Here is a 19,941-nt window from a genome sequence, read left to right on the forward strand (position 1 = left end):
CCATCCGTTGCGGGATGGTTTCGTGCTACTATTATATGTTGTTAGCTATTGTCTTTGGATGTTAAAAAAAGCACCTTCCTGGAAATTCACGTTCTCAGGCACAATGTCACTGGTTCCCTGGTATTTCGCATTGAATTTGAAATTACCACTGAGTGTTCCCTTAGCCGGATCATATGATGTGATTGTGATCTGGGCATTGCCTTTTTGCTGCTCACCTTCATTGTATCCTGCGCCGGTAATGTATTCCAAAGTGACACCGTTGTCTTCGTAAGAATAGGTGACTACGATATCGTCATCATTCTCGGGGTGTGCAGCGTCATAGCCATAACTGAACTCAAGCGGATCGTTATTGATCACCCCAGCCGAAACCACAAAAGGCATTTGAAGCGTCACCACTTCGAGCCCCCGGTAGGCAGTAATCGTGAGCTCACCAATCGTCGGGTCTACAGGATCGGTCGGCGTGAATGAAGCCGTGGTAAGGTCTGCTCTCCATATCAAGTTGTCTTTCCTGCCCTGAAGTCCCGGATCACTGAACTTTACGTCGGTTTCACAAGAGGTAAAGGCAACTATAATCAACAACAGCGATACTATTTTTTTCATCAAAATAATAATTTAGATTGGGTATTCAATATTTTTAGGTTACAAAAATAGTTTTTAAAACGAAATATGCTAAATAAAATTATAATATTTCGCCCAACCTCAAAATATTAACTATTGCCCGCATACTAACCTTGCTAAAAATCAACCGGATATTAGTACGTCTTAAAAATATTTATATCTTTGCACCCTTAATTAACCGGGGTCGAGTACCCCACAATTTAATCACAAGATTATGTCTGTAAAAATTAGATTACAAAGACACGGAAAAAAAGGGAAGCCTTTTTACTGGGTAGTAGCCGCTGACGCGCGCTCAAAAAGAGATGGTAAATACCTTGAAAAAATAGGTACTTACAACCCAAACACCAACCCTGCAACTATCGAACTGAACCTTGACAGCGCCGTACAATGGCTGCACAACGGGGCACAGCCAACCGATACCGCAAGGGCAATCTTATCTTACAAAGGCGCTTTACTGAAGCACCACCTTGACGGAGGTGTCCGTAAAGGAGCCCTTACGCAAGAGCAGGCTGATGCCAAATTGGCGCAGTGGATGGACGAGAAAGCCGGTAAGGTAGATGCTAAAAAAGACAACCTGTCTAAAGCACAGGCTGATGCCAAGGCAAAAGCACTGAAAGCGGAACAGGATGTAAACGCGAAGCGTATCGCTGCTGCAAAGCAGGCTGAAGCCGATGCCATTGCTGCCGAAGAAGCTGCAAACGCGCCTGAGGCCGAAGAAGCACCTGAAGTAGAGGCTGCTGCTGAAGAAGTAACCGAAGCTCCGGCTGAAACGGCTACTGAAGAAGCTCCTGCTGCTGAAAACAACGAAGAAGCCCAAGCTTAATTTGATCCGCGTTCATGCGTAAAGAAGATTGTTTCTATTTAGGTAAGATCGCGAAAAAATTCAGTTTCAAAGGGGAAGTCCTGGCGTATCTCGATACCGACGAACCCGGCTTATACGAAAATCTGGAATCAGTGTTTGTTGAAATAGACAAACATCTGGTTCCTTTTTTTATTGAGAGCAGTTCGCTGCACAAAAATGACTTCCTGCGCATCCGTTTCGAGGATGTGAAAACCGAGGAAGAAGCTGAGGAATTGCTCAACTGCGGCATTTATCTCCCGCTGCGCATGTTGCCCAAACTCACCGGTAACAAGTTTTACTACCACGAAGTCATCGGCTTCGACATTGAAGACAAACGCCTCGGGATTTTCGGAAAGATTGTCGCCATCAATGACAGCTCCGCGCAGCCGCTTTTCGAAGTTTTAAACGGCGAGACCGAAATCCTTGTCCCGATGATTGACCAGTTTCTGGTTAAGGTAGACAGGGCGAATAAAAAAATCGTAATGGATTTACCGGAAGGACTCGTCGAAATGTATCTTTAATTTTTTTTCAGGAGCTATTTGCTTCGCCCGTTCGCTCTTTTTGGAGCTCGGGTCCCGCTATCCGTTACAATCTTTTGTTTTCTAAAGAAAAAACAAAAGGATTTCCACTGCTATCGGGGCTAGGCGCTCCGTTCAAATTCAGGATTCGTTGTCCTTATTCGAAGTTTGAACAACGATCAACAAACTTTGAACTCCGAAATTTACCCGCATGTTCCAATTCAAAAAATTTTCTATCCGGCAAGATAAAACCGCCATGAAAGTCGGCACCGACGGCGTGTTGCTTGGCGCATGGGCTCCGATAGACAATGCCCCTTTTTCGATATTGGATATTGGTGCAGGAACCGGCCTGATCGCCCTGATGCTTGCGCAACGCACCAATGCGGAACAGATCGAGGCCCTCGAAATCGACAGCGATGCGTTCGAGCAATGCGTAGAGAATTTCGAGAACTCCCAATGGAACGACCGCCTGTTCTGTTTCCATGCGTCACTGGACGGTTTCATGGAGGAAATCGAAGACGAGGAATATGACATCATCGTTTCCAATCCGCCTTTTTACAGCGAAAACGTCTCTTCAGGAGATGAAGCCCGCGACAAGGCCAGGCAGAACAATTCGCTTCCTTTTTCAGATTTGATCGAAGCGGCCGCCTTGTTACTTTCCGAAGACGGCATTTTCTGCGTGATCATACCTTATAAGGAGGAGGAAAGTTTTACCGCTATGGCCGGCGCACAGGGTTTGTTCCCGAGTAAGATTACCCGCCTCAGGGGAACCCCGGAAACGGAAATCAAACGCAGCTTACTGGCCTTTACCCGCAATGAAGCTCCCGACTTCGCGACAGACGAGCTCATCATCGAAACGGCGCGCCATCAGTACACTCCTGAATATATTGCACTCACCGGCGAATTTTATATTAAGATGTAATTTATTGACATCAAAACAGTTATTGATTACTTTCGTAAAAAAAATTTTGCAAAATGAAATATTTCTATCTTTTGCTGTTTTCAGGATTGCTGGTTTCAGCACAGGACAACAGCAACAACCAGCAATGGGGTAACAAGCCGTATAACAGCCTGAGCTTTACCGGGCCGCAGGGCAATTTGTCGGGAAACCTCGACAACAATCAGGTGTTTGCCATCGCCGAGCAGCCGGACGGAAAAATATTGATTGGGGGCGGTTTTTACAATTTCAACGAACTTGAAAGCCCGAAAGTGGTGCGTGTGAATCCGGACGGCACCGTAGATCCGACTTTCCTCTCCACCATTACCAAAGAATATTTTACGCGGGTCACCAATATTTTGGTGCTGGCCGACGGAAGAATTGTCATTACGGGCCAGTTCGACGGGGGTATCGCCAGTTATCGCATCCTGGATAGCTACGGTCATGTCCTCGATCCCGGAAACCTCATCTCCGGTAATCTCTGCAATGCGGCACTGCTGCAGGCCGATGGGAAAATCCTGCTTTCCGGTGAGCACAATCAAAATGGATACATCACCAAGGGCATCACCAGGCTCAATAATGACGGGACGCTTGACACCACGTTCCCGACAGTGGGCCAGAACGTAGGCTCGGTGCAGGCTTATCAGATCAGGGGTTTTGCACAGCAGTCTGATGGGAAGGTGATTGTAGTCGGGGAATTTTCAGGATACCGCGGGGCCATCGTAAAAAACATGTTCCGGATGAATACAGACGGCACCCTCGACACCACTTTCAACAACCAAAGCAACATTAACGACGAGATTCATTGTGTGAAAGTATTGCCCGACGACAGCATCCTTATCGGGGGCGACTTTTACGAATTCGGCGGAGTCACGCGCAATCATTTCGCAAAATTACATCCCGATGGCACGCTCGACACCGGCTTTCCCGTAGACAATACCATTTATCCGGTCAACAGCATCGATGTCCAGCCTGACGGCAAGATCCTCCTCGCCACCGATTATTCCCCTAACAACACCGGTTTTTCAACCAGGCTCAATCCGGATGGCAGCGTCGATACGTCTTTTTTCAAAAATTCGCTTGTCGACGGGGATGCTAACATTGTACACGTGCTCAGCAATGGCAGGATTATCTTCGGCGGGGATTTTAAAACCTTCCAGGGCGCGCCAAGGAAATATCTGGTTGCCGTTTCAGAAAATGGCATTCTTGACGCGGCATTCAATCCTTGTACCGGCGCCAATGACGAAATCAGGAAAATGGTCAAACTGCCCGATGGGAAAATACTGATTGCCGGGAAATTCGAAGAATTCAACGGCACCACGCATTTCGGCGTCGCGAGGATTCTGGCCGATGGCTCAGTCGACCCCAGCTTCGATTGCGGCACGGCATTCCTTAATGGCACTGTAAATGACCTCGCCATTTCTGGTGATGGTAAAATCATCGTAGGTGGAATTTTCTCGAATGTACTCAACTCAGGTCTTAACGGGGTTGTCCGGCTTCACCCTGATGGCACACTCGACACCAGCTTTCAGGCACCACTTGCCAGCGGCCAGTATGCGACCCATATAGCAATACAGGCTGACGGAAAGGTTTTGCTGTCCGGAGAAATATACCTCGGCCTGAGTGCCTACTACCGGTTAAATCCTGATGGCAGCCATGATGCCGCTTTCGATCCGAATCTGAGTCCTTATAATACGTATTCAATTACCGTGCAACCGGACCAGAAGATTATTTATACGGGAAGCTTCAGCTATGGAACCGGAGAAAGCAAACATGGCGTTGCGCGTGTCAATCCCGATGGGTCGATTGATACCGGGTTCAACGTTACCAGCGGGGCAAACGGGAATGTATACGCCGCCAGCTTGTATCCAAATGGCAAAATACTCTTCGGCGGAACTTCAACAAACTATAACAATACCACCGTGGGATGCGTATTTCGGGTCAATGCAAACGGATCGCTTGACAACACGTTTGTGAACCAGACGGCCTATGCACCGGTCCATTCGATCACGCAACAATCGGATGGTAAAATTATCATTACCGGAGCGTTTTCTGCTGTAAACGGACATCCGTCAAAAAAGGTAGCCCGGCTGCATGCCAACGGAAGTGTCGACACCCAGTTTCTAACCACAAGCGCCAATGGTTTTTATGCCGCCTCTTCATTGCTGGATGACGACGGGGAACTGATCGTAGCCGGAGATTTTACGGAATACAACGGCGTACATCGCGGTCGCATCAACAGGGTAAACATGAGTACACTGGAAACCGGAGCCGAAGTCCCTGGGTTGGATGAAAAGATTTCAGTTTATCCGAATCCGGCCAATGCGACGGTAACAGTAAGTTCTTCGTCGGCCATCGAAGCGATTTCACTGTATGACATAAAGGGTGTCCTGCTGAAGCAATTTGAGGCATACGGTTTCGAGGCCACAATCGACATCAGTGCCTATGAAGCGTCGGTGTATGTCCTGAAAATAAAATCGGGTCACGGACTCAGTTCGCGCAAAATTGTCAAGTTATAGGGATTTTTCAAGCGGCTGTGCCGTCATGAGGTTTATTTTATCAAATTCGGAATAAATTATACCAAAAATCGGATGTATCGTTAAACTTCTTTCTGTAAATTTGCCACCATCAAACAAAAAAACGCCTGTATGAAACCAGATTTATTCCAATCACCGGATTACTATTTGTTAGACGAATTACTGACTGACGAACATAAATTGGTGCGCGATGCAGCCCGCGAGTGGGTAAAACGTGAAGTTTCCCCAATCATCGAGGACTACGCGCAAAAAGCCGAATTTCCGAGCCAAATCATCAAAGGCCTTGCCGATATCGGCGCATTCGGACCTTACATCCCTGAGGAATATGGGGGCGCAGGACTGGACCAGATTTCCTACGGACTGATCATGCAGGAGATTGAAAGGGGCGATTCAGGGGTGCGTTCCACCGCTTCCGTGCAATCGTCACTCGTAATGTACCCGATCTGGAAATACGGAAATGAAGAACAACGCAAAAAATATTTACCAAAATTAGCTTCCGGGGAATTCATGGGCTGTTTCGGGCTTACGGAACCCGATCACGGCTCAAATCCCGGCGGCATGATCACCAATTTTAAGGATATGGGGGACCATTATCTCTTGAATGGCGCCAAAATGTGGATTTCGAATGCTCCGTTTGCAGACATCGCGGTAGTTTGGGCCAAAGACGAAACCGGACGCATCCACGGATTAATCGTAGAACGCGGCATGGAAGGTTTCTCAACTCCTGAGACCCATAACAAATGGTCGCTTCGTGCGTCGGCGACGGGCGAACTGATTTTCGACAATGTCAAAGTCCCTAAAGAAAATTTACTGCCGAATAAATCCGGATTGGGTGCGCCGCTGGGCTGTCTTGACTCCGCGCGTTACGGCATCGCATGGGGCGCTATCGGTGCAGCAATGGATTGCTATGATACGGCCCTGCGTTACGCAAAAGAGCGTATTCAATTCGACAAGCCGATTGCAGGAACCCAATTGCAGCAGAAAAAACTGGCTGAGATGATTACTGAAATTACCAAGGCACAATTACTGACATGGAGGCTCGGCGTCCTGAGAAATGAAGGCCGCGCAACATCGGCACAGATCTCGATGGCGAAAAGAAACAATGTAAACATGGCGATTGAAATTGCCCGTGAAGCAAGGCAAATCCTGGGCGGAATGGGAATCACCGGAGAATATTCCATCATGCGCCACATGATGAATTTAGAATCGGTAATCACCTATGAAGGGACACACGACATCCACCTGCTGATTACCGGTATGGATATCACCGGAATCGCAGCGTTTAAATAAGAAAACGAATTATTACAATAAAAAGCTTCCTTCTTTGGGAGCTTTTTTTGTGCTGTGCCACATTGAGCTTACCGCCTATCGGCAAACAACCGAAAGCTTAACAATTTTTACGGATTTTGCGTATTGGAATAATTTCAGGATTTTGTAGGGAAGACGCCCATAATCCCCTTCCCTGAAGTAAAAATACCAATTCCCGACAACATGGTTTTACACAAAAACCACACTTTTTCTTAAAGTTTTGTTTACCGCCTGCACCCGCGCAGCACCGTTATTTTTTGGATTTCCATATAAATCCGTCGAGGATGTAATGGGTAAACTGGGGTACGGTGAGCAATGGCACCAACAGGAACGCGTATTTCCCCAAACCTGGAGAAGCCGGCGAATACTGTTCGTTCCAAACGAGTATTTCCCAAAGGTATTCTTCTGAAAAAGCGATTAGCAGCAGAATTCCGATGTAGATAAAAACACCTCGGAACGCCTTAAGAAACTGCAAACCGCCCAATTGAGGTTCAGGCTTTTCATTAATTTCCTTTAGGTAAACCAGTGCCATGTACGGAATGCCATGGGATACGACATTAAGCATAGTAAAAATCAGGTCGTCATTGAAGTATACGATTCCGAAATACCACGATAATGCTGTCCCTGTGATGATGGTATTTTTGGGGATGTTAAAATATTTTTCAGTAACATACTTGTGTAAGGTCCGCAACGCATAAAATCCCATTACTGCAAAGTAAATCCATTGCAACACATTCAGCAATAATGCGTTTTCAAAAGTAAAAAAATCACCTTCGGTAAACCAGATGAATTCTCTACGCGGCGACAGGAACCAAAACAGCATCGGATATCCGGTTGCAGCATAGATAGTCAGGTTGTCAATAAAAATACTTCCCGGCGTCTTGCGTTCCTTTCGCGAATACAGCCGCATAAAACCATATTGCTGCCTGATGAAATGAAACACCGCCACGTACGCCAAAACCCGCCAGAATACTGCACTCCCCAATGCAAAAAGGACCAGCCCGGTTATAAAACAGATAAAGGGAAGCAAAATCAGCATCTTTCTTTGCTTTTGAAATTCCTCCTTTACCAAATAAGTTTTAAAAAGGGTGGCATAAACATGCGCCACATCTATGAAAACAATCAGGAATAACCAGGTGTAAAAGGAATATTGTTCCTGCAATACTTCCAGTTGTTTCTGAAAAATGAATACGATAGCCAACACCACAAATGATGGCGCCAGAATAAAAACACTATCTGTTTTCGCTTTATGAATCCAGGGTTGCTGCATGCGTCATTTGATTTACGACGTTAATTCCCTGATGGAAAGCCTCTTCGAAAATAGAAATCCCGGACAAATCGCTGTGGGCAAAAAAGACCCTGTTGCCAATCGGCTTGGCGGCCTGCGCTTTGGCATCACCAAAAATAAAACCCGGGATTGGACTGATCATGCCATGCCCAAGCAGGTGAATATCAATATGCTCGGTTTGATCTTCGATATCCGGATGGGCTATCTTTAGATCATCAAACACAAGTTTTTTCCATTTTTCGTTTGTTCCGGAATAGACTTCTTTCCGCAGTTTTCTTAAATCAGGGCCGGAAAAGCAATAATAATAGGTAATAACCTTTCTAACTTCGGTTTGTGCCAGTGACTGGTGCTGGTCGTACACATAACCCAATCCTTTCGAACCATGAATGACATTATCCCAACTCAGGGGATGACTTTGGTTGTCGACAAGGTCGCGAACCGTAAGTGTCGCCAACAGCCATGGGGCATAATGAAATTTCGATGCCAGTGGTTTCCTTCCCTCAAACAAATATTGGTTGACAAATTGCGGTGAAGCCATCAGGACTTTTTCCGCTACAACCAAAATCGACTTCTTTCCAACATTGTCGAATGCTTTTACCGCTACCGCATCGCCGGCAATCTTTACATCATAAACCAAATGACCCGGAAGATTCTTTCCCTGAACATACTTTTTCAAATGATTTGCGAGACGCGCATTCCCTTCAGGCCAGGTCAGTACATTTTCTTTCTTATCCGAAGTGGAATCGTGCTTCCGCCCGGCAAAATAATGAATACCTGCCCAGGCGGAAACATAGTCAATTCCCAATCCGAAATCATCGCGACAGCAATAATCGATGTAGCTGTGAAGGGTTTCTGAAACCAATCGGTTTTGCAGTAACCATTCTTTCATCGAAATCTTGTCGAAATCACGGATGACCGCGTCTGAAGAAGACATTTGAATCGGGATATCAAACAGAAATTTAGCATCGGTTCCTTTTGCCGACATATACCCGTCCATTTTTTTAAAGAAAGTATCGAAATCATTATGCTCTGCCTGATTTAGGTTTTTGGGTACAAGACCTTCCTGCCAGGAGTTGTTGTAAAACAGTCTTTCCTGTGGGGAGAACGTCAACTGGGTCTCATCGAAAACCGGTAAACCTGCAGTATCATAGCCTGTAATTATGTTTTCTTCCTCGAGAAACTGCAGTAGTTTTTTGTCGTTGAAGTTGGGCAATGGGAGATAATGTGCACCCAATGGAAATTTTGAGTATTTGTTTTCCCCATTTGAAGCATTTCCGCCCAAATGATGCTCAAGTTCCAGCAGCAGGAAGTCGTCAATTCCGTTTTTTCTGAACTGTCTTGCTGCGCTGAGTCCCGTGACCCCTCCACCCACAATAAGGTATTTGATTGCTATTTTTTCTACGGGTTCCGGGAAGTCTTTTATCCATAGCCGATGCCCTAATATATGGTTGGTCCCGGAAATCCGGAGTATAAGCTTTACGGCTTCATTTTTGCAGTATTGAAGCATCGGAAGCATCGCGGCAACCAGTCCTAAGTTCCTAATGAACCGTCGACGGCTATAATTTTCCCCATTCTTCATCAAAATAACGTACTAAAATCTGGTTATCAAGCCTATTGACTTCTATATTCCGGGAAATCATGTCCTTTGAAAAATAATTGAACCTGTTGAAATCGTAGTCGTAAAACCGAAGGCCGGGGACTTTTCGGTGTACCGCTCCAAAATCGGCAGCTGTACTATTACCGGCTATCGTGTAGCCCCATTCCCCAAACGAGGGCACATAAGCATGATAGGAACCAACCTTTGGAAAAATCTGATGCATTGTTTTATTGATGCACCAAAATGATTTCGGCGCAAAATAGGGCGAAGTAGTCTGCACCACGACAACAGCATCAGGCGAAAGCAAGTGCTTTATGGTCGCATAAAAATTCAGTGAATACAGTTTGCCGAGGCTGTAATTGGAAGGATCGGGAAAATCGATAATCACGACATCGAAAAGCGCCTTACTTTCCTTGGCCCACACATAAGCGTCTTTGTTGAGTACTGTTACCCTGGGTTGATTCAGGGAATTTTTGTTAAAACCGGTCAGGATTACATTCGTCTTAAAAAGATTGGTCATGCCCTCATCAAGGTCGACGAGCGTAATATTTTTTACCTCGTTATACTTAAGAATCTCCCTGACAGCAAGTCCGTCTCCCCCACCCAATACAAGAACGTGCTCCGCCTTTTTGGCGATTGACATTGCCGGATGCACCAGGGCCTCGTGATAGCGGTATTCATCTGCAGAACTGAATTGCAAATTGTTATTCAGGTAAAGACGGTAATCGTTCTTATTGTGCGTGAGTACAATCCTCTGATAAGGAGTTGAATGGGTGTAAATGACATTCTCTCCATACAAGCGCCCTTCTGAATAGGCCAGTATGCTATCCGCAAAAACAAAAACTACCAGCAATAAAAGGAAAGAACCGATTGCTTTCATCTTTAAAATTCCGGCCTTCCGCAGTTCATTCTTGAGCATAAAACACAGGACGATAGCGATGCCGATGTTAATCATCCCAAATAAAAGGGAGGTACGCATAATGCCCAGCTTCGGTACCAAAATCAGGGGAAACAGCAACGAAGCAAGCAAAGCCCCTATGTAATCAAATGTAAAAACGTTCGAAACCAGATCGCGAAACCGCACACGATCCTTCAGGATGTTCATCAGGAGCGGGATTTCCAGACCTACGAGACAACCGGTCAGGAAGACCAGGAAATACAAAATCGGCTGGAAGTAACTGACGCTTTCAAACAATATAAAAAGTATTACCGAACTCAGTCCGCCAACCAATCCGACAAGGATCTCAATTTCGACAAATGTATCGAGCATGTTCCTGCGGAAGAATTTTGAAAAATAGGAGCCTATACCCATCGAGAAAAGATACACCCCGATGATAAATGAAAAATGCCTTACCGAATCGCCCAGCAAATAACTGGCGAGCGTTCCTGCCACAAGTTCATAAACCAGTCCGCAGGTCGCGATGGTGAAAACTGCGAAAAGTAATAGGTATTCGAATTTCAGGAATTTACTAGCCATGAATGGCAGCGCTGATGATCATTGAAATACCGATGATAAATGCCGCAAAAACTATTGCGATTGCAGTATTGTTCTTCTCGACGATTTCTTTCCACGTATTTTCAGGCGTGATTTTTTCGATGATGGCATACGTAATGAACAGGATAATGATGCCTATTACTGAAAATACGACGGAATTCAACAGTGGTTTAATTAGGTTTTCCATAAAAGCTGATTTTGGTTATTTGTGATAATAATGATATGTTGAAATGCGACTGCCATTTTGATTCGCCCTGTACTTTTCTGTGCTTTGGCAATCACACATGCGGTTGCCGGTGTAGGAAAAGTAAAGAAACAATCCGTAGAAAAAAGTGCTGATGACAATGGCCGGAATATTCTGCTTTAAAAAATTGATGATTCTATCCATGTTATTCTATATAAGGTGAGTTAGCACTGTCTGCCCATCTTCTGGTTTCAAAATTCTTATTGTAGTAATAAAACGCCAATACAATTACCGCCATTATGATGGCGGGCAGCCAGACATTCCGTGTAGACGGATCATTCCATACCGCCCTGACCGTTACAAATTTCGTTGAAAAATTATCCGGGGCAATCTGGGGCGTAAGCACAAGATGGTATTTGCCTGCCGGAACACCACAAATGTTAAACCGCTCGTCAGTACTTCCTTCCGTCCAGTTTTCCCCATCGGTGTAGCCGTGATAATACTCTACATCTTTACTCGCATAGATTTCATCATTGGTTTTTTCATCGACCAAAGCAACCTGGATACTGGCCCATGAATTGTCTACATCCGCATTGACATAAACACTCAAAGGCGCCGAGCCTCCCTTTAATTCAAAGGAAGTGCTCGTATAGTCTTTTCCATCGGGAACCAGTGTCGCATTAATCACATCCTGCTCTGATTGCCCGCTGTAAATAAAAAAATGCGTCAGGAACATCAGCAATACGGATACACAGAAAATCATCGCCATCAGCCTCGTATTGACAATTTGTGGCTGTACCAAACCTACTCCAACCCTGCTTCGGATATACGACAGTTTGAATGCTTTTTTTATTTCGTTCGGACTAATGTGCTCTCCGAAATATGCTGTGGTTTTACCATTCATTTTTTCCACCGATATAATGTAAGGCGGATTGATGAATTCATGCATCATGATATCGTTATCACTTATTTCAAAATCAAAAAAACCGGCGGCGCCCGCAATATCGACTTTGGCATCATCAAAAAGATCGTAAACCTCGTCGTTATACTTAATGATTTTGGGCTGCCTGCCGACATTAAAATCGTCAGGGATTTCTTCAAGGAAAATCCAATGCCCGTCGGCCTCGGATAAGTACCTGAAATTGCCATTTTCATCGATAAGGATGTATTCATTCCAGAAAAAACTGCGGTAGGCACATTTCACAATGACACCGGAAACAATGTATGAAACACCTTTGATGACCCCTGTAGCACCAACTTTAAGGGTGTTTTCTGCCGGCTTTGTCTTGAACATTTTCCTGAGAACCCATTCGCCGTTTGCAAGCGCATAATGGCTGCCACAATCAGGACAGGCAAAACTTTTTACATCAAATGACAAATTAACTGCTGTGGTAACACCGCATTTTTTACAGTTCTCAACCATTTATCTGTTTATTTGAAAATTGGTAATGATATCAGCCTCAAAATATCCAATGAAGGCTTCAGAAATTGCCTTCACTTTTTCTGAATTGTCCTGCATATAATTACACAGGTAGACGTCCAGCGTCAACTGCATGAATTCAGGCCAGGTATGGATACAAATGTGTGATTCCTTTAAGCAAAAGGCAAGCGTGAAGCTCCTATTCTCAAAATCATGCACTGCGAGGCCAACCTGTTCCAGGTCAAATCGGGTAAGCAACTGTTGCGTAAATTCAATAAATTTGTGACTTTCAGTAAGTTTCTCTGAAACCGAAACACGAAGCGTAAGCAATTGATGAAGTCCTGGGGAATATTGGGAAGTGTCCATTGAATTGTTTTGACTTTGGTTATACGGACACTGTTTCCATTTGTTACAAAACTGTTAAAAAAACCAGAGCGAACTGACATCCGTAAATAGTTAAAAGCACAAACCATGAAAGTAATACACGCATTAGCCAAAATTGCCGTTTGTTTACTGGCCTTTTCCTGCAGCAGTAACGATGACCGCCGTGGCACCGTCTCGAATCCCGATCCGGTCGGCCCGGCAAATCCCGAAGCACGCCACGTCAAGTACCTCGCCCTGGGTGACAGCTACACGATCGGGCAAAGTGTCTGCGAAACCTGTCGTTTCCCGGAGCAACTGAAAACGGCGCTTGCCGGTGAAATGGCTGCGGACTACACGCTGAAAATCATCGCACAAACCGGATGGACGACCACGAATCTCAAGAATGCCATCGCCGCGCAAAACCCGTCACCTGATTATGATCTGGTCACGTTGCTCATCGGGGTGAACAACCAATACCAGGGCCTCCCTTTTGAAACGTACGAAGTGGAGTTTCCGCAACTGGTCAATACCGCAATCCGGCTCGCACAAGGCGACCGCCAACGCGTGATTATCGTCTCTATTCCCGACTATGCCTACACGCCATACGGACAAAGCGCGTCGGATCCCGGGCAGATTTCCAGCGAAATTGACCGCTACAACCGTTTCGCAGAAAGTTATGCCGCAGCAAACGGCATTGCATTCGCAGACATCACTGACATTACGAGGGAAGGCATTGCCAATCCGGCGCTGGTGGCTCCGGATGGATTGCATCCGTCGCAACTCGCTTATGCTAAATTCGTTGCGCGGCTGCTCCCGAAAGCCAAAGAGATTTTACGGTAACAGCATTTTACCTCAGGAAAAAACACTTTCGCCTATTTTATTTTTGGCACTCGGAAAACCGCAATATGTTTGTCAGGTAATCAGCAAGCAAAGCCTGCCTGGAGACAATCACACAAAGAATTTTTATAGTAGTTTGTTTATATTTAGAAGAACTTCGGAATTTCCCCTTCCGGGGTTTTTCTTTTTAAGGCTACCCTGGTCAGTATTCCGGTGCCAGAGCAATAGCCAGTCCGTCGAGTTCCGGCGTGATCTGGATCTGGCAACCCAGCCGGCTGTTGGGTTGTACATGAAACGCTTCTGAGAGCATGGCTTCTTCTTCGCCGCCTTTTTCAGGCAAATCCACATCATTAAGTACATAACACTGGCAGGATGCGCACATGGCCATCCCGCCGCAAACACCAATGGTTCCTTCAGGCGCGAGTTCGTACGCCTTACACAATTCCATCAGGTTCATGGCCATATCGGTGGGGGCCTGCACTTCATGGGTGGTGCCCTCGCGGTCGGTGATTTTTATCGTAATATCCATATCCGAATGTTCAGGAGCTTTTTCCCGCTTTCGCCTTTATCTTTGCTCGTACCTCGCAAAGGATACCGGCTCTATCGGGGCTAGGGCTCCGCGTTTTGATTAGTCAATCGATTTAACGACGGCTTTCTCTGCTTCCTTCCTCGTACCGTCAAATCCGTCCACACCGGAAACGGTCGTGTACTTCATCACATATTTTTTGCCGGGGTTCATACGCTGGTATACACTCTGGCACATCAATGTCGCCTCATGAAACCCGCAAAGGATCAGTTTTAACTTTCCCGGGTAGGTGTTGACGTCGCCAATGGCATAGATCCCGGGTATGTTGGTTTGGTAGTCCAGCGCATTGTCGACCTTGATCGCGTTTTTTTCAATCTCGAGTCCCCAGTTCGCAATCGGGCCGAGTTTGGGCGACAAACCGAACAGCGGGATAAAATAATCCGTTTCAATTTTCCGGTGGGCGCCGTTCTCTTCAATGTCGAGTGCTTCAAGTCTTTCGTGGCCGTGCAATCCGGTCACCTCGGCGGGCGTAATCAGCTTGATTTTCCCGGCGTTTTTGAGTTCCTGGACCTTTTCCACCGAATCGAGCGCGCCGCGGAATTCATTCCTGCGGTGGATCAGCGTGACTTCTGATGCGATATTGGACAGGAAAATGCTCCAATCCAGCGCCGAGTCACCGCCGCCCGCAATCACCACACGCTTGTCCCGGAACTTTTCAGGATTCTTGACAAAATACTTCACGCCTTTGTCCTCATAAAATTCAATGTCTTCAATCAGCGGCTTGCGCGGCTCAAAACTGCCGAGTCCGCCTGCAATTGCGACGGCGTTGGCGTGGTGTTTCTTCCCTTTGTCTGTCGTGACGATAAAGGTACCGTCGTCGAGCTTTTCGATGGTTTCCGCGCGCTGGCCTAAGGTAAATCCGGGCTCGAACTGCTTAATCTGTTCCATCAGGTTGCTGACCAGGTCGCCGGCCAGCACTTCCGGGAAGCCCGGAATGTCGAAGATGGGCTTCTTGGGGTACAATTCGGCCAACTGCCCGCCGGGTTGCGGCAAAGCGTCGATGATGTGGCAGCGGAGCCTGAGCAGTCCGGCTTCAAATACGGCAAAAAGACCCGTGGGTCCTGCGCCAATGATGAGTATGTCTGTCTTGATCATTTTGAGTAGCTGGGTGTGTGAGTGCCTGGTAGCCTGGGCCCCGGGTACTGCAGGTTTGACTTTCCGGACTGGTGTCCGGTGCGGGCGGCCGCGTTAGGGATTGCAGTGGAAATCCTTTTTGGATTGTCCGTAGCGAAGCGAAGGAAATCTTCATGCAGCGCAGCGGAATGCAAAAAGATTGCAACGGAAAGCCCGGCCGGAGGCAACGCCCAATGTAATTAAGCAATATTCCTGACCGTTTCTATCTGCGGCGCAAATTTCTTGATTGTCGTTTCTACGCCGGCTTTCAGCGTCATCTGGTTTACACTGCAGGCCGTACAGGCGCCTTCGAGGCGTACGGTCACGTGTTTGCCGTCTTCAATACCGATGAGCCTGATGTCGCCGCCGTCTGAATTCAGGAAGGGCCGGATTTCTTCGAGGGCTTTTTCGACGTTCAGGGTGAGTTCTTCAGTTGTCATTATTCAGATTGTTAAAGGGTTAGGCTGCCCGCGCCTGTCAGATTGATTTGATTATCCGATAGCCGAAGGCGCCTGATGGGCTTATTTTTTTACTGCCGAGCAACCCGCCATTGTCGTGATCTTGATGGCCTCGGTTGCCGGAAGGTTTTCATTCCTGTCTACGGTTTGCTGTACGACATGGCGCGTGATTTCCTCAAAGACCGCTTCGACCAGCGAGGCGGTTTGCAGCGCACCGGGCCTTCCGTAGTCTCCGGCTTCACGGATGGATTGTACGATAGGGACTTCGCCGAGGAACGGCACGTTGAGGTCTTCCGCAAGGTTTTTCGCGCCTTCCTGCCCGAAAATATAATATTTATTGGCCGGCAGTTCTTCCGGTGTGAAATAGGCCATGTTTTCAATGATGCCCAGTACGGGTACCCTGATGCTGTCCGAGAGGAACATCGAAACGCCTTTCTTTGCATCAGCCAGCGCCACGGCCTGCGGTGTACTGACCACAACAGCCCCGGTTATCGGCAGTGCCTGCATAATCGACAAATGGATGTCGCCGGTTCCCGGAGGCAGGTCGATCAACATGAAATCGAGTTCACCCCAATCGGCATCAAAAATCATCTGGTTCAGCGCCTTGGAAGCCATGGGGCCCCGCCAGATTACCGCCTGGCTGGGGGCTGTGAAGAATCCGATGGAAAGGATTTTTACTCCGTAACTTTCGATCGGTTTCATCTTGGATTTGCCGTCGACGTTCACCGATACCGGCTTTGCCGATTCGACATCAAACATGATTGGCATGGATGGGCCGTAGATATCGGCATCGAGCACGCCCACCTTGAAACCCATGCGCGCTAAGGTCACTGCGAGATTTGCCGTCACGGTCGATTTGCCGACACCGCCTTTCCCGGAAGCTACCGCAATGATGTTGCTGATGCCCGGAACGGCTTTGCCCTTGATCTCGTTGCCGTCGGCTTTTTCAGGGACTTCGACCTTGATGTTGACTTTTATTTTCGCTTCCGCAGATATTTTCTCGAGTATGGTTTTGCGGATGTCATCTTCCGCACGTTTTTTGATGTGCATCGCCGGAGCATGCAACACGACATCAACGACAACTTCGTCGCCGAAAGTCAGTACGTTAGCGATGGCGCCACTTTCGACCATATTTTTACCTTCGCCCGCCACCGTAATGGTTTCAAGCGCTTTGAGTATTTCTTTCCTGTCTAGTTTCATAGTTTTTTGCTGTCTTATTAAGACTAAATTCAGATTGCAAAGATAATGGGAAAAGTTGTGATTGTAAAGGAATTGGATTGGATTTGTCTATTGTTGTTCTTTGGAATCCCAATAGGACGGATCAACTGGATTTAAAAACATCAGGTCTTTCTGACCCTCGAAATAAAGTTCGCGTAAAGCACGAAAATCCTTAAGATATTCGTATATGAAATCCTGATTGAATTGTGAACGGTTGATGTAGCCTGTCACTTCATTTGAGTAATAATTACTTCGCCCGTTTTGTATTTTTACGCGGATTTTTGTTTTAAAATCACCCTGATAACGTATCACCGAAGTTGCCATGTAAGTGCCCGGCATTAACAAATAAGCTGCAGTACCAGGAATACAACCCATAACTCTTGGCTCGACGAATTCTATTGGCTTCCAAATGCCGTCAGTGTCTAGTGCTTCCTGTATAATCGGAAACGGATGAAATGCCTCGAACAATGCTACCTCTCTCCCGCCATTGCGAATTAATACCGGATAGGAATTCACATATTGGTTTCTAATCTTTCCTACAGCGTTACTATAACTTTCAAAACTTTGATCATCGCCCCAACGCCAATGTGGAATCCTTTTATATTCATAACGGTCTGCCGCAAAACTGTAACTGGTATCAACGATAATTTCCAACTCATACTTTGGCAAAATATCATACAAACTAAAAAAATCAAAACTGGTCATTTCTTTCAGATGCAAGAAAGCATAAGGTACACCTACATCTTTTTTAAAATTATATGCAAGGAATCTGGATTTGGATGCAAGCATAACTTTTGAGTTAACCTGAATAACGTTCTTTGCTTTTTTATCTATAAGGTGTGGTAAACGATGTTTCTTTTCTTTTTTCTCACAAGAAATAAATAGCGCAACCACAAAAAGTAAAAGTATTTTTCTCATTCGAAACTGATTATTGCACCTCAGGTTTCCACAAATATTGCTCAAAATCAACAACCTGGTTGTCCTCGACCGCCACGCCTTCACTTTCCAGCAGCTGCTGCATGAGATTGGTCCCGTCAAAATGGTGCTTTCCGGTAAGCAGGCCAACGCTGTTAACCACGCGATGCGCCGGTACATCCGCGGGGCAATTGTTCATCGCCCAGCCGACCATCCGTGCGGAACGGCCGCTGCCGATGGCTTTTGCGATGGCCCCATACGAGGTCACTTTCCCGTACGGAATCTGCCTGGCGACGGCATAGACTCTTTCGAAGAAATTATCGTCAGCAGCCATCAATTAAGATAATACAGGAGCACGTTAACCAGCGTAATCAGGGAAATCAGTCCCGTAACCGAACCGATAATATAGTTCATGTTGTGGAGTATGAATGCCGTACGGGATTCCATCTTCTTGAAAAAGGCAATGTAACAGTAAAACGCAAAGAATGCGCCCAGCCCTGACCCGACAACAAACGTATAAATGAAAGGCAGTTCAAAAACGAAGTAGTGGTATGATGCCAGGGTTACGCTGATGAAAACGTAAAACGGGATCGGAAAGAAATTTAACGCCGAAAGCAGCATACCAAGGAAAAAACGGCTTTTTTTACTGTACAGCTTGGTTTCTTCCCGGGCCTCTTTGGGCTTCTTGGCAAAAAAGAAAAAGTAAATCGTCAGTATCGTGAAAACAATGAGCCCGGCTTCGCGCAGCATGATTACGATGTGCGGATTATCGTCGATGAATCTTGCAAAAATGACGCCGATGAACGTTTGCACCAACACAACAAGGGTAGCGCCGAGCGCGAAGATCAATGCCCTGTTACGGCCTTCGTTGAGGCTCACTTTTGCCGCTGTCATATTGATCAACCCCGGCGGCGTGATGCCGAATGAGGCCGTGAGGAATCCGAGGAACAATGGCAGCGAATAACCCATCACTTTATTTTGAACCGAATATACGTAATTGCTTTGTTAATTTCCAAATATTGTTTTTCATAAAACGTCTGTATTCCAGTGACTTCCTGCGGCGCACCATGATTGTTGTATACGTTGTGGTTTGCATATAAGACTTCGTGACCTTCGCCGTGTAAAAGTCCGAGGGTGTACCCATGCATAAATTCGCTGTCAGTCTTCAAATTCATGATCCCGTCCGGCTTCAGGATGCGTTTGTATAATTTCAGGAATTCCGTGTTGGTCATGCGGTGTTTGGTACGTTTGTATTTGATTTGCGGGTCGGGGAACGTGATCCAGATCTCATCGACTTCGTGCGCTGCGAAGATGTGATCGATCAATTCGATTTGTGCACGGACAAAGGCTACGTTTCGCATACCGTCTTCGATGGCCGTTTTGGCCCCACGCCAGAACCGCGCGCCTTTGATATCAATCCCGACAAAATTCCTGTCCGGATATTTTTCAGCCAACCCTACTGAGTATTCGCCCTTACCGCATCCGAGCTCAAGTACTATCGGATGATCATTTTTGAAGAAATCGCTGTTCCATTTTCCCTTTAACGGAAAGCGGTCACTGACGACTTCTTCCCTTGTCGGCTGGAAAACATTCTCAAATGACTCATTCTCCTTAAACCTTTTTAACTTATTTTTACTTCCCACAACGTTGCTTTAATTATTTGGTAAAATTAAGGAAATATACAAGAACCCAATTCGTTTTACCTTGC

At 46.3% G+C, this 19,941-nt stretch carries 21 protein-coding genes; 6 read left to right on the forward strand and 15 right to left on the reverse strand.

Annotated features, from left to right (window positions below; genetic code table 11):
- Nucleotides 1–45 precede the first annotated feature (45 nt).
- Nucleotides 46–600: a DUF6252 domain-containing protein gene (locus HYN48_RS01940; RefSeq protein WP_108369528.1), complete on the reverse strand. Its 555-nt coding sequence runs from the start codon at nucleotides 598–600 to the stop codon at nucleotides 46–48.
- 232 nt (nucleotides 601–832) lie between these two features.
- Between HYN48_RS01940 and HYN48_RS01945 the strand changes: the two genes are divergently transcribed.
- From HYN48_RS01945 to HYN48_RS01965, 5 genes are all read left to right on the forward strand, one after another.
- Entirely contained in the window at nucleotides 833–1,441 is a 609-nt protein-coding gene (locus HYN48_RS01945) for a 30S ribosomal protein S16 (protein WP_108369529.1), read from the forward strand.
- A gap of 14 nt (nucleotides 1,442–1,455) precedes the next feature.
- On the forward strand, nucleotides 1,456–1,980 hold the full coding sequence (rimM, locus tag HYN48_RS01950) for a ribosome maturation factor RimM (protein ID WP_108369530.1): 525 nt from the start codon (nucleotides 1,456–1,458) through the stop codon (nucleotides 1,978–1,980).
- 208 nt (nucleotides 1,981–2,188) lie between these two features.
- Entirely contained in the window at nucleotides 2,189–2,899 is a 711-nt protein-coding gene (locus tag HYN48_RS01955; protein WP_108369531.1) for a tRNA1(Val) (adenine(37)-N6)-methyltransferase, read from the forward strand.
- 53 nt (nucleotides 2,900–2,952) lie between these two features.
- Nucleotides 2,953–5,433: a T9SS type A sorting domain-containing protein gene (locus tag HYN48_RS01960; RefSeq protein WP_108369532.1), complete on the forward strand. Its 2,481-nt coding sequence runs from the start codon at nucleotides 2,953–2,955 to the stop codon at nucleotides 5,431–5,433.
- A 129-nt stretch (nucleotides 5,434–5,562) separates the two neighbouring features.
- Entirely contained in the window at nucleotides 5,563–6,741 is a 1,179-nt protein-coding gene (locus HYN48_RS01965) for an acyl-CoA dehydrogenase family protein (RefSeq protein WP_108369533.1), read from the forward strand.
- 268 nt (nucleotides 6,742–7,009) lie between these two features.
- Here HYN48_RS01965 and HYN48_RS01970 read toward each other — a convergent pair whose 3' ends face one another.
- The 6 genes from HYN48_RS01970 to HYN48_RS02000 all read right to left on the reverse strand — a co-directional run bounded on the left by HYN48_RS01970 (nucleotide 7,010) and on the right by HYN48_RS02000 (nucleotide 13,109).
- Nucleotides 7,010–8,029 (reverse strand): hypothetical protein, encoded by a 1,020-nt coding sequence (locus tag HYN48_RS01970; protein WP_108369534.1) that lies wholly within the window; start codon nucleotides 8,027–8,029, stop codon nucleotides 7,010–7,012.
- Nucleotides 8,007–9,419, reverse strand: a complete 1,413-nt coding sequence (locus HYN48_RS01975) for an NAD(P)-binding protein (RefSeq protein WP_245945973.1) — start codon at nucleotides 9,417–9,419, stop codon at nucleotides 8,007–8,009. Before HYN48_RS01975 ends, HYN48_RS01970 begins: the two co-directional genes overlap by 23 nt.
- Nucleotides 9,420–9,603: 184 nt before the next feature.
- Nucleotides 9,604–11,121, reverse strand: coding sequence for a polyamine aminopropyltransferase (locus HYN48_RS01980; RefSeq protein ID WP_108369536.1), 1,518 nt, complete (start codon nucleotides 11,119–11,121; stop codon nucleotides 9,604–9,606).
- Nucleotides 11,114–11,326, reverse strand: a complete 213-nt coding sequence (locus tag HYN48_RS01985; protein WP_108369537.1) for a DUF350 domain-containing protein — start codon at nucleotides 11,324–11,326, stop codon at nucleotides 11,114–11,116. The genes HYN48_RS01980 and HYN48_RS01985 overlap by 8 nt, the downstream gene beginning before the upstream one ends.
- Before the next feature lie 202 nt (nucleotides 11,327–11,528).
- Nucleotides 11,529–12,746, reverse strand: a complete 1,218-nt coding sequence (locus HYN48_RS01995; protein WP_108369539.1) for a DUF4178 domain-containing protein — start codon at nucleotides 12,744–12,746, stop codon at nucleotides 11,529–11,531.
- Complete coding sequence (locus tag HYN48_RS02000) at nucleotides 12,747–13,109, reverse strand: S-adenosylmethionine decarboxylase family protein (protein ID WP_108369540.1); 363 nt, start codon at nucleotides 13,107–13,109, stop codon at nucleotides 12,747–12,749.
- Between the two features lie 105 nt (nucleotides 13,110–13,214).
- Here HYN48_RS02000 and HYN48_RS02005 point away from each other — a divergent pair, with 105 nt between their 5' ends.
- Nucleotides 13,215–13,946 carry an SGNH/GDSL hydrolase family protein gene (locus HYN48_RS02005; protein ID WP_108369541.1) on the forward strand — a complete coding sequence of 244 codons (732 nt, stop codon included), beginning with the start codon at nucleotides 13,215–13,217 and terminating at the stop codon, nucleotides 13,944–13,946.
- 199 nt (nucleotides 13,947–14,145) lie between these two features.
- Here the strand turns inward: HYN48_RS02005 and HYN48_RS02010 are convergent, their stop codons facing one another.
- The 8 genes from HYN48_RS02010 to trmB all read right to left on the reverse strand — a co-directional run bounded on the left by HYN48_RS02010 (nucleotide 14,146) and on the right by trmB (nucleotide 19,876).
- Entirely contained in the window at nucleotides 14,146–14,472 is a 327-nt protein-coding gene (locus HYN48_RS02010) for a 2Fe-2S iron-sulfur cluster-binding family protein (RefSeq protein WP_108369542.1), read from the reverse strand.
- A gap of 99 nt (nucleotides 14,473–14,571) precedes the next feature.
- Nucleotides 14,572–15,624, reverse strand: a complete 1,053-nt coding sequence (locus HYN48_RS02015) for an NAD(P)/FAD-dependent oxidoreductase (protein WP_108369543.1) — start codon at nucleotides 15,622–15,624, stop codon at nucleotides 14,572–14,574.
- Between the two features lie 218 nt (nucleotides 15,625–15,842).
- The gene (locus tag HYN48_RS02025) at nucleotides 15,843–16,082 is read right to left on the reverse strand and encodes a NifU family protein (protein WP_108369545.1); all 240 of its coding nucleotides are present in this window, start codon (nucleotides 16,080–16,082) and stop codon (nucleotides 15,843–15,845) included.
- An 81-nt stretch (nucleotides 16,083–16,163) separates the two neighbouring features.
- Nucleotides 16,164–17,300 carry an Mrp/NBP35 family ATP-binding protein gene (locus HYN48_RS02030; protein WP_108369546.1) on the reverse strand — a complete coding sequence of 379 codons (1,137 nt, stop codon included), beginning with the start codon at nucleotides 17,298–17,300 and terminating at the stop codon, nucleotides 16,164–16,166.
- Nucleotides 17,301–17,387: 87 nt separating this feature from the next.
- Complete coding sequence (locus tag HYN48_RS02035; RefSeq protein WP_108369547.1) at nucleotides 17,388–18,236, reverse strand: hypothetical protein; 849 nt, start codon at nucleotides 18,234–18,236, stop codon at nucleotides 17,388–17,390.
- 10 nt (nucleotides 18,237–18,246) lie between these two features.
- The gene (locus tag HYN48_RS02040) at nucleotides 18,247–18,567 is read right to left on the reverse strand and encodes an MGMT family protein (protein WP_108369548.1); all 321 of its coding nucleotides are present in this window, start codon (nucleotides 18,565–18,567) and stop codon (nucleotides 18,247–18,249) included.
- A complete protein-coding gene (locus tag HYN48_RS02045) occupies nucleotides 18,567–19,202 on the reverse strand; it encodes a LysE family transporter (RefSeq protein WP_108369549.1) in 636 nt (211 codons plus the stop codon). Before HYN48_RS02045 ends, HYN48_RS02040 begins: the two co-directional genes overlap by 1 nt.
- Nucleotides 19,202–19,876, reverse strand: a complete 675-nt coding sequence (gene trmB / locus HYN48_RS02050) for a tRNA (guanosine(46)-N7)-methyltransferase TrmB (RefSeq protein ID WP_108369550.1) — start codon at nucleotides 19,874–19,876, stop codon at nucleotides 19,202–19,204. The genes HYN48_RS02045 and trmB overlap by 1 nt, the downstream gene beginning before the upstream one ends.
- Nucleotides 19,877–19,941: the final 65 nt, after the last annotated feature.

Origin of the sequence: Flavobacterium magnum, from assembly GCF_003055625.1 — a bacterium.
Classification (GTDB): Bacteria; Bacteroidota; Bacteroidia; order Flavobacteriales; family Flavobacteriaceae; genus Flavobacterium; species Flavobacterium magnum.

Bases quoted from the DNA above. Each gene is read 5' to 3' on its own strand.
- rimM (WP_108369530.1), top strand. From the start codon at position 1,456: ATGCGTAAAGAAGATTGTTTCTATTTAGGTAAGATCGCGAAAAAATTC.
- HYN48_RS02030 (WP_108369546.1), bottom strand. From the start codon at position 17,300: ATGAAACTAGACAGGAAAGAAATACTCAAAGCGCTTGAAACCATTACG.
- HYN48_RS01995 (WP_108369539.1), bottom strand. From the start codon at position 12,746: ATGGTTGAGAACTGTAAAAAATGCGGTGTTACCACAGCAGTTAATTTG.
- HYN48_RS01940 (WP_108369528.1), bottom strand. From the start codon at position 600: ATGAAAAAAATAGTATCGCTGTTGTTGATTATAGTTGCCTTTACCTCT.
- HYN48_RS01985 (WP_108369537.1), bottom strand. From the start codon at position 11,326: ATGGAAAACCTAATTAAACCACTGTTGAATTCCGTCGTATTTTCAGTA.
- HYN48_RS01955 (WP_108369531.1), top strand. From the start codon at position 2,189: ATGTTCCAATTCAAAAAATTTTCTATCCGGCAAGATAAAACCGCCATG.
- HYN48_RS01945 (WP_108369529.1), top strand. From the start codon at position 833: ATGTCTGTAAAAATTAGATTACAAAGACACGGAAAAAAAGGGAAGCCT.
- HYN48_RS01980 (WP_108369536.1), bottom strand. From the start codon at position 11,121: ATGGCTAGTAAATTCCTGAAATTCGAATACCTATTACTTTTCGCAGTT.
- HYN48_RS01965 (WP_108369533.1), top strand. From the start codon at position 5,563: ATGAAACCAGATTTATTCCAATCACCGGATTACTATTTGTTAGACGAA.
- HYN48_RS01970 (WP_108369534.1), bottom strand. From the start codon at position 8,029: ATGCAGCAACCCTGGATTCATAAAGCGAAAACAGATAGTGTTTTTATT.
- HYN48_RS02040 (WP_108369548.1), bottom strand. From the start codon at position 18,567: ATGGCTGCTGACGATAATTTCTTCGAAAGAGTCTATGCCGTCGCCAGG.
- HYN48_RS02035 (WP_108369547.1), bottom strand. From the start codon at position 18,236: ATGAGAAAAATACTTTTACTTTTTGTGGTTGCGCTATTTATTTCTTGT.
- HYN48_RS02000 (WP_108369540.1), bottom strand. From the start codon at position 13,109: ATGGACACTTCCCAATATTCCCCAGGACTTCATCAATTGCTTACGCTT.
- HYN48_RS02005 (WP_108369541.1), top strand. From the start codon at position 13,215: ATGAAAGTAATACACGCATTAGCCAAAATTGCCGTTTGTTTACTGGCC.
- HYN48_RS02045 (WP_108369549.1), bottom strand. From the start codon at position 19,202: ATGGGTTATTCGCTGCCATTGTTCCTCGGATTCCTCACGGCCTCATTC.
- HYN48_RS01960 (WP_108369532.1), top strand. From the start codon at position 2,953: ATGAAATATTTCTATCTTTTGCTGTTTTCAGGATTGCTGGTTTCAGCA.
- HYN48_RS02015 (WP_108369543.1), bottom strand. From the start codon at position 15,624: ATGATCAAGACAGACATACTCATCATTGGCGCAGGACCCACGGGTCTT.
- HYN48_RS02010 (WP_108369542.1), bottom strand. From the start codon at position 14,472: ATGGATATTACGATAAAAATCACCGACCGCGAGGGCACCACCCATGAA.
- HYN48_RS02025 (WP_108369545.1), bottom strand. From the start codon at position 16,082: ATGACAACTGAAGAACTCACCCTGAACGTCGAAAAAGCCCTCGAAGAA.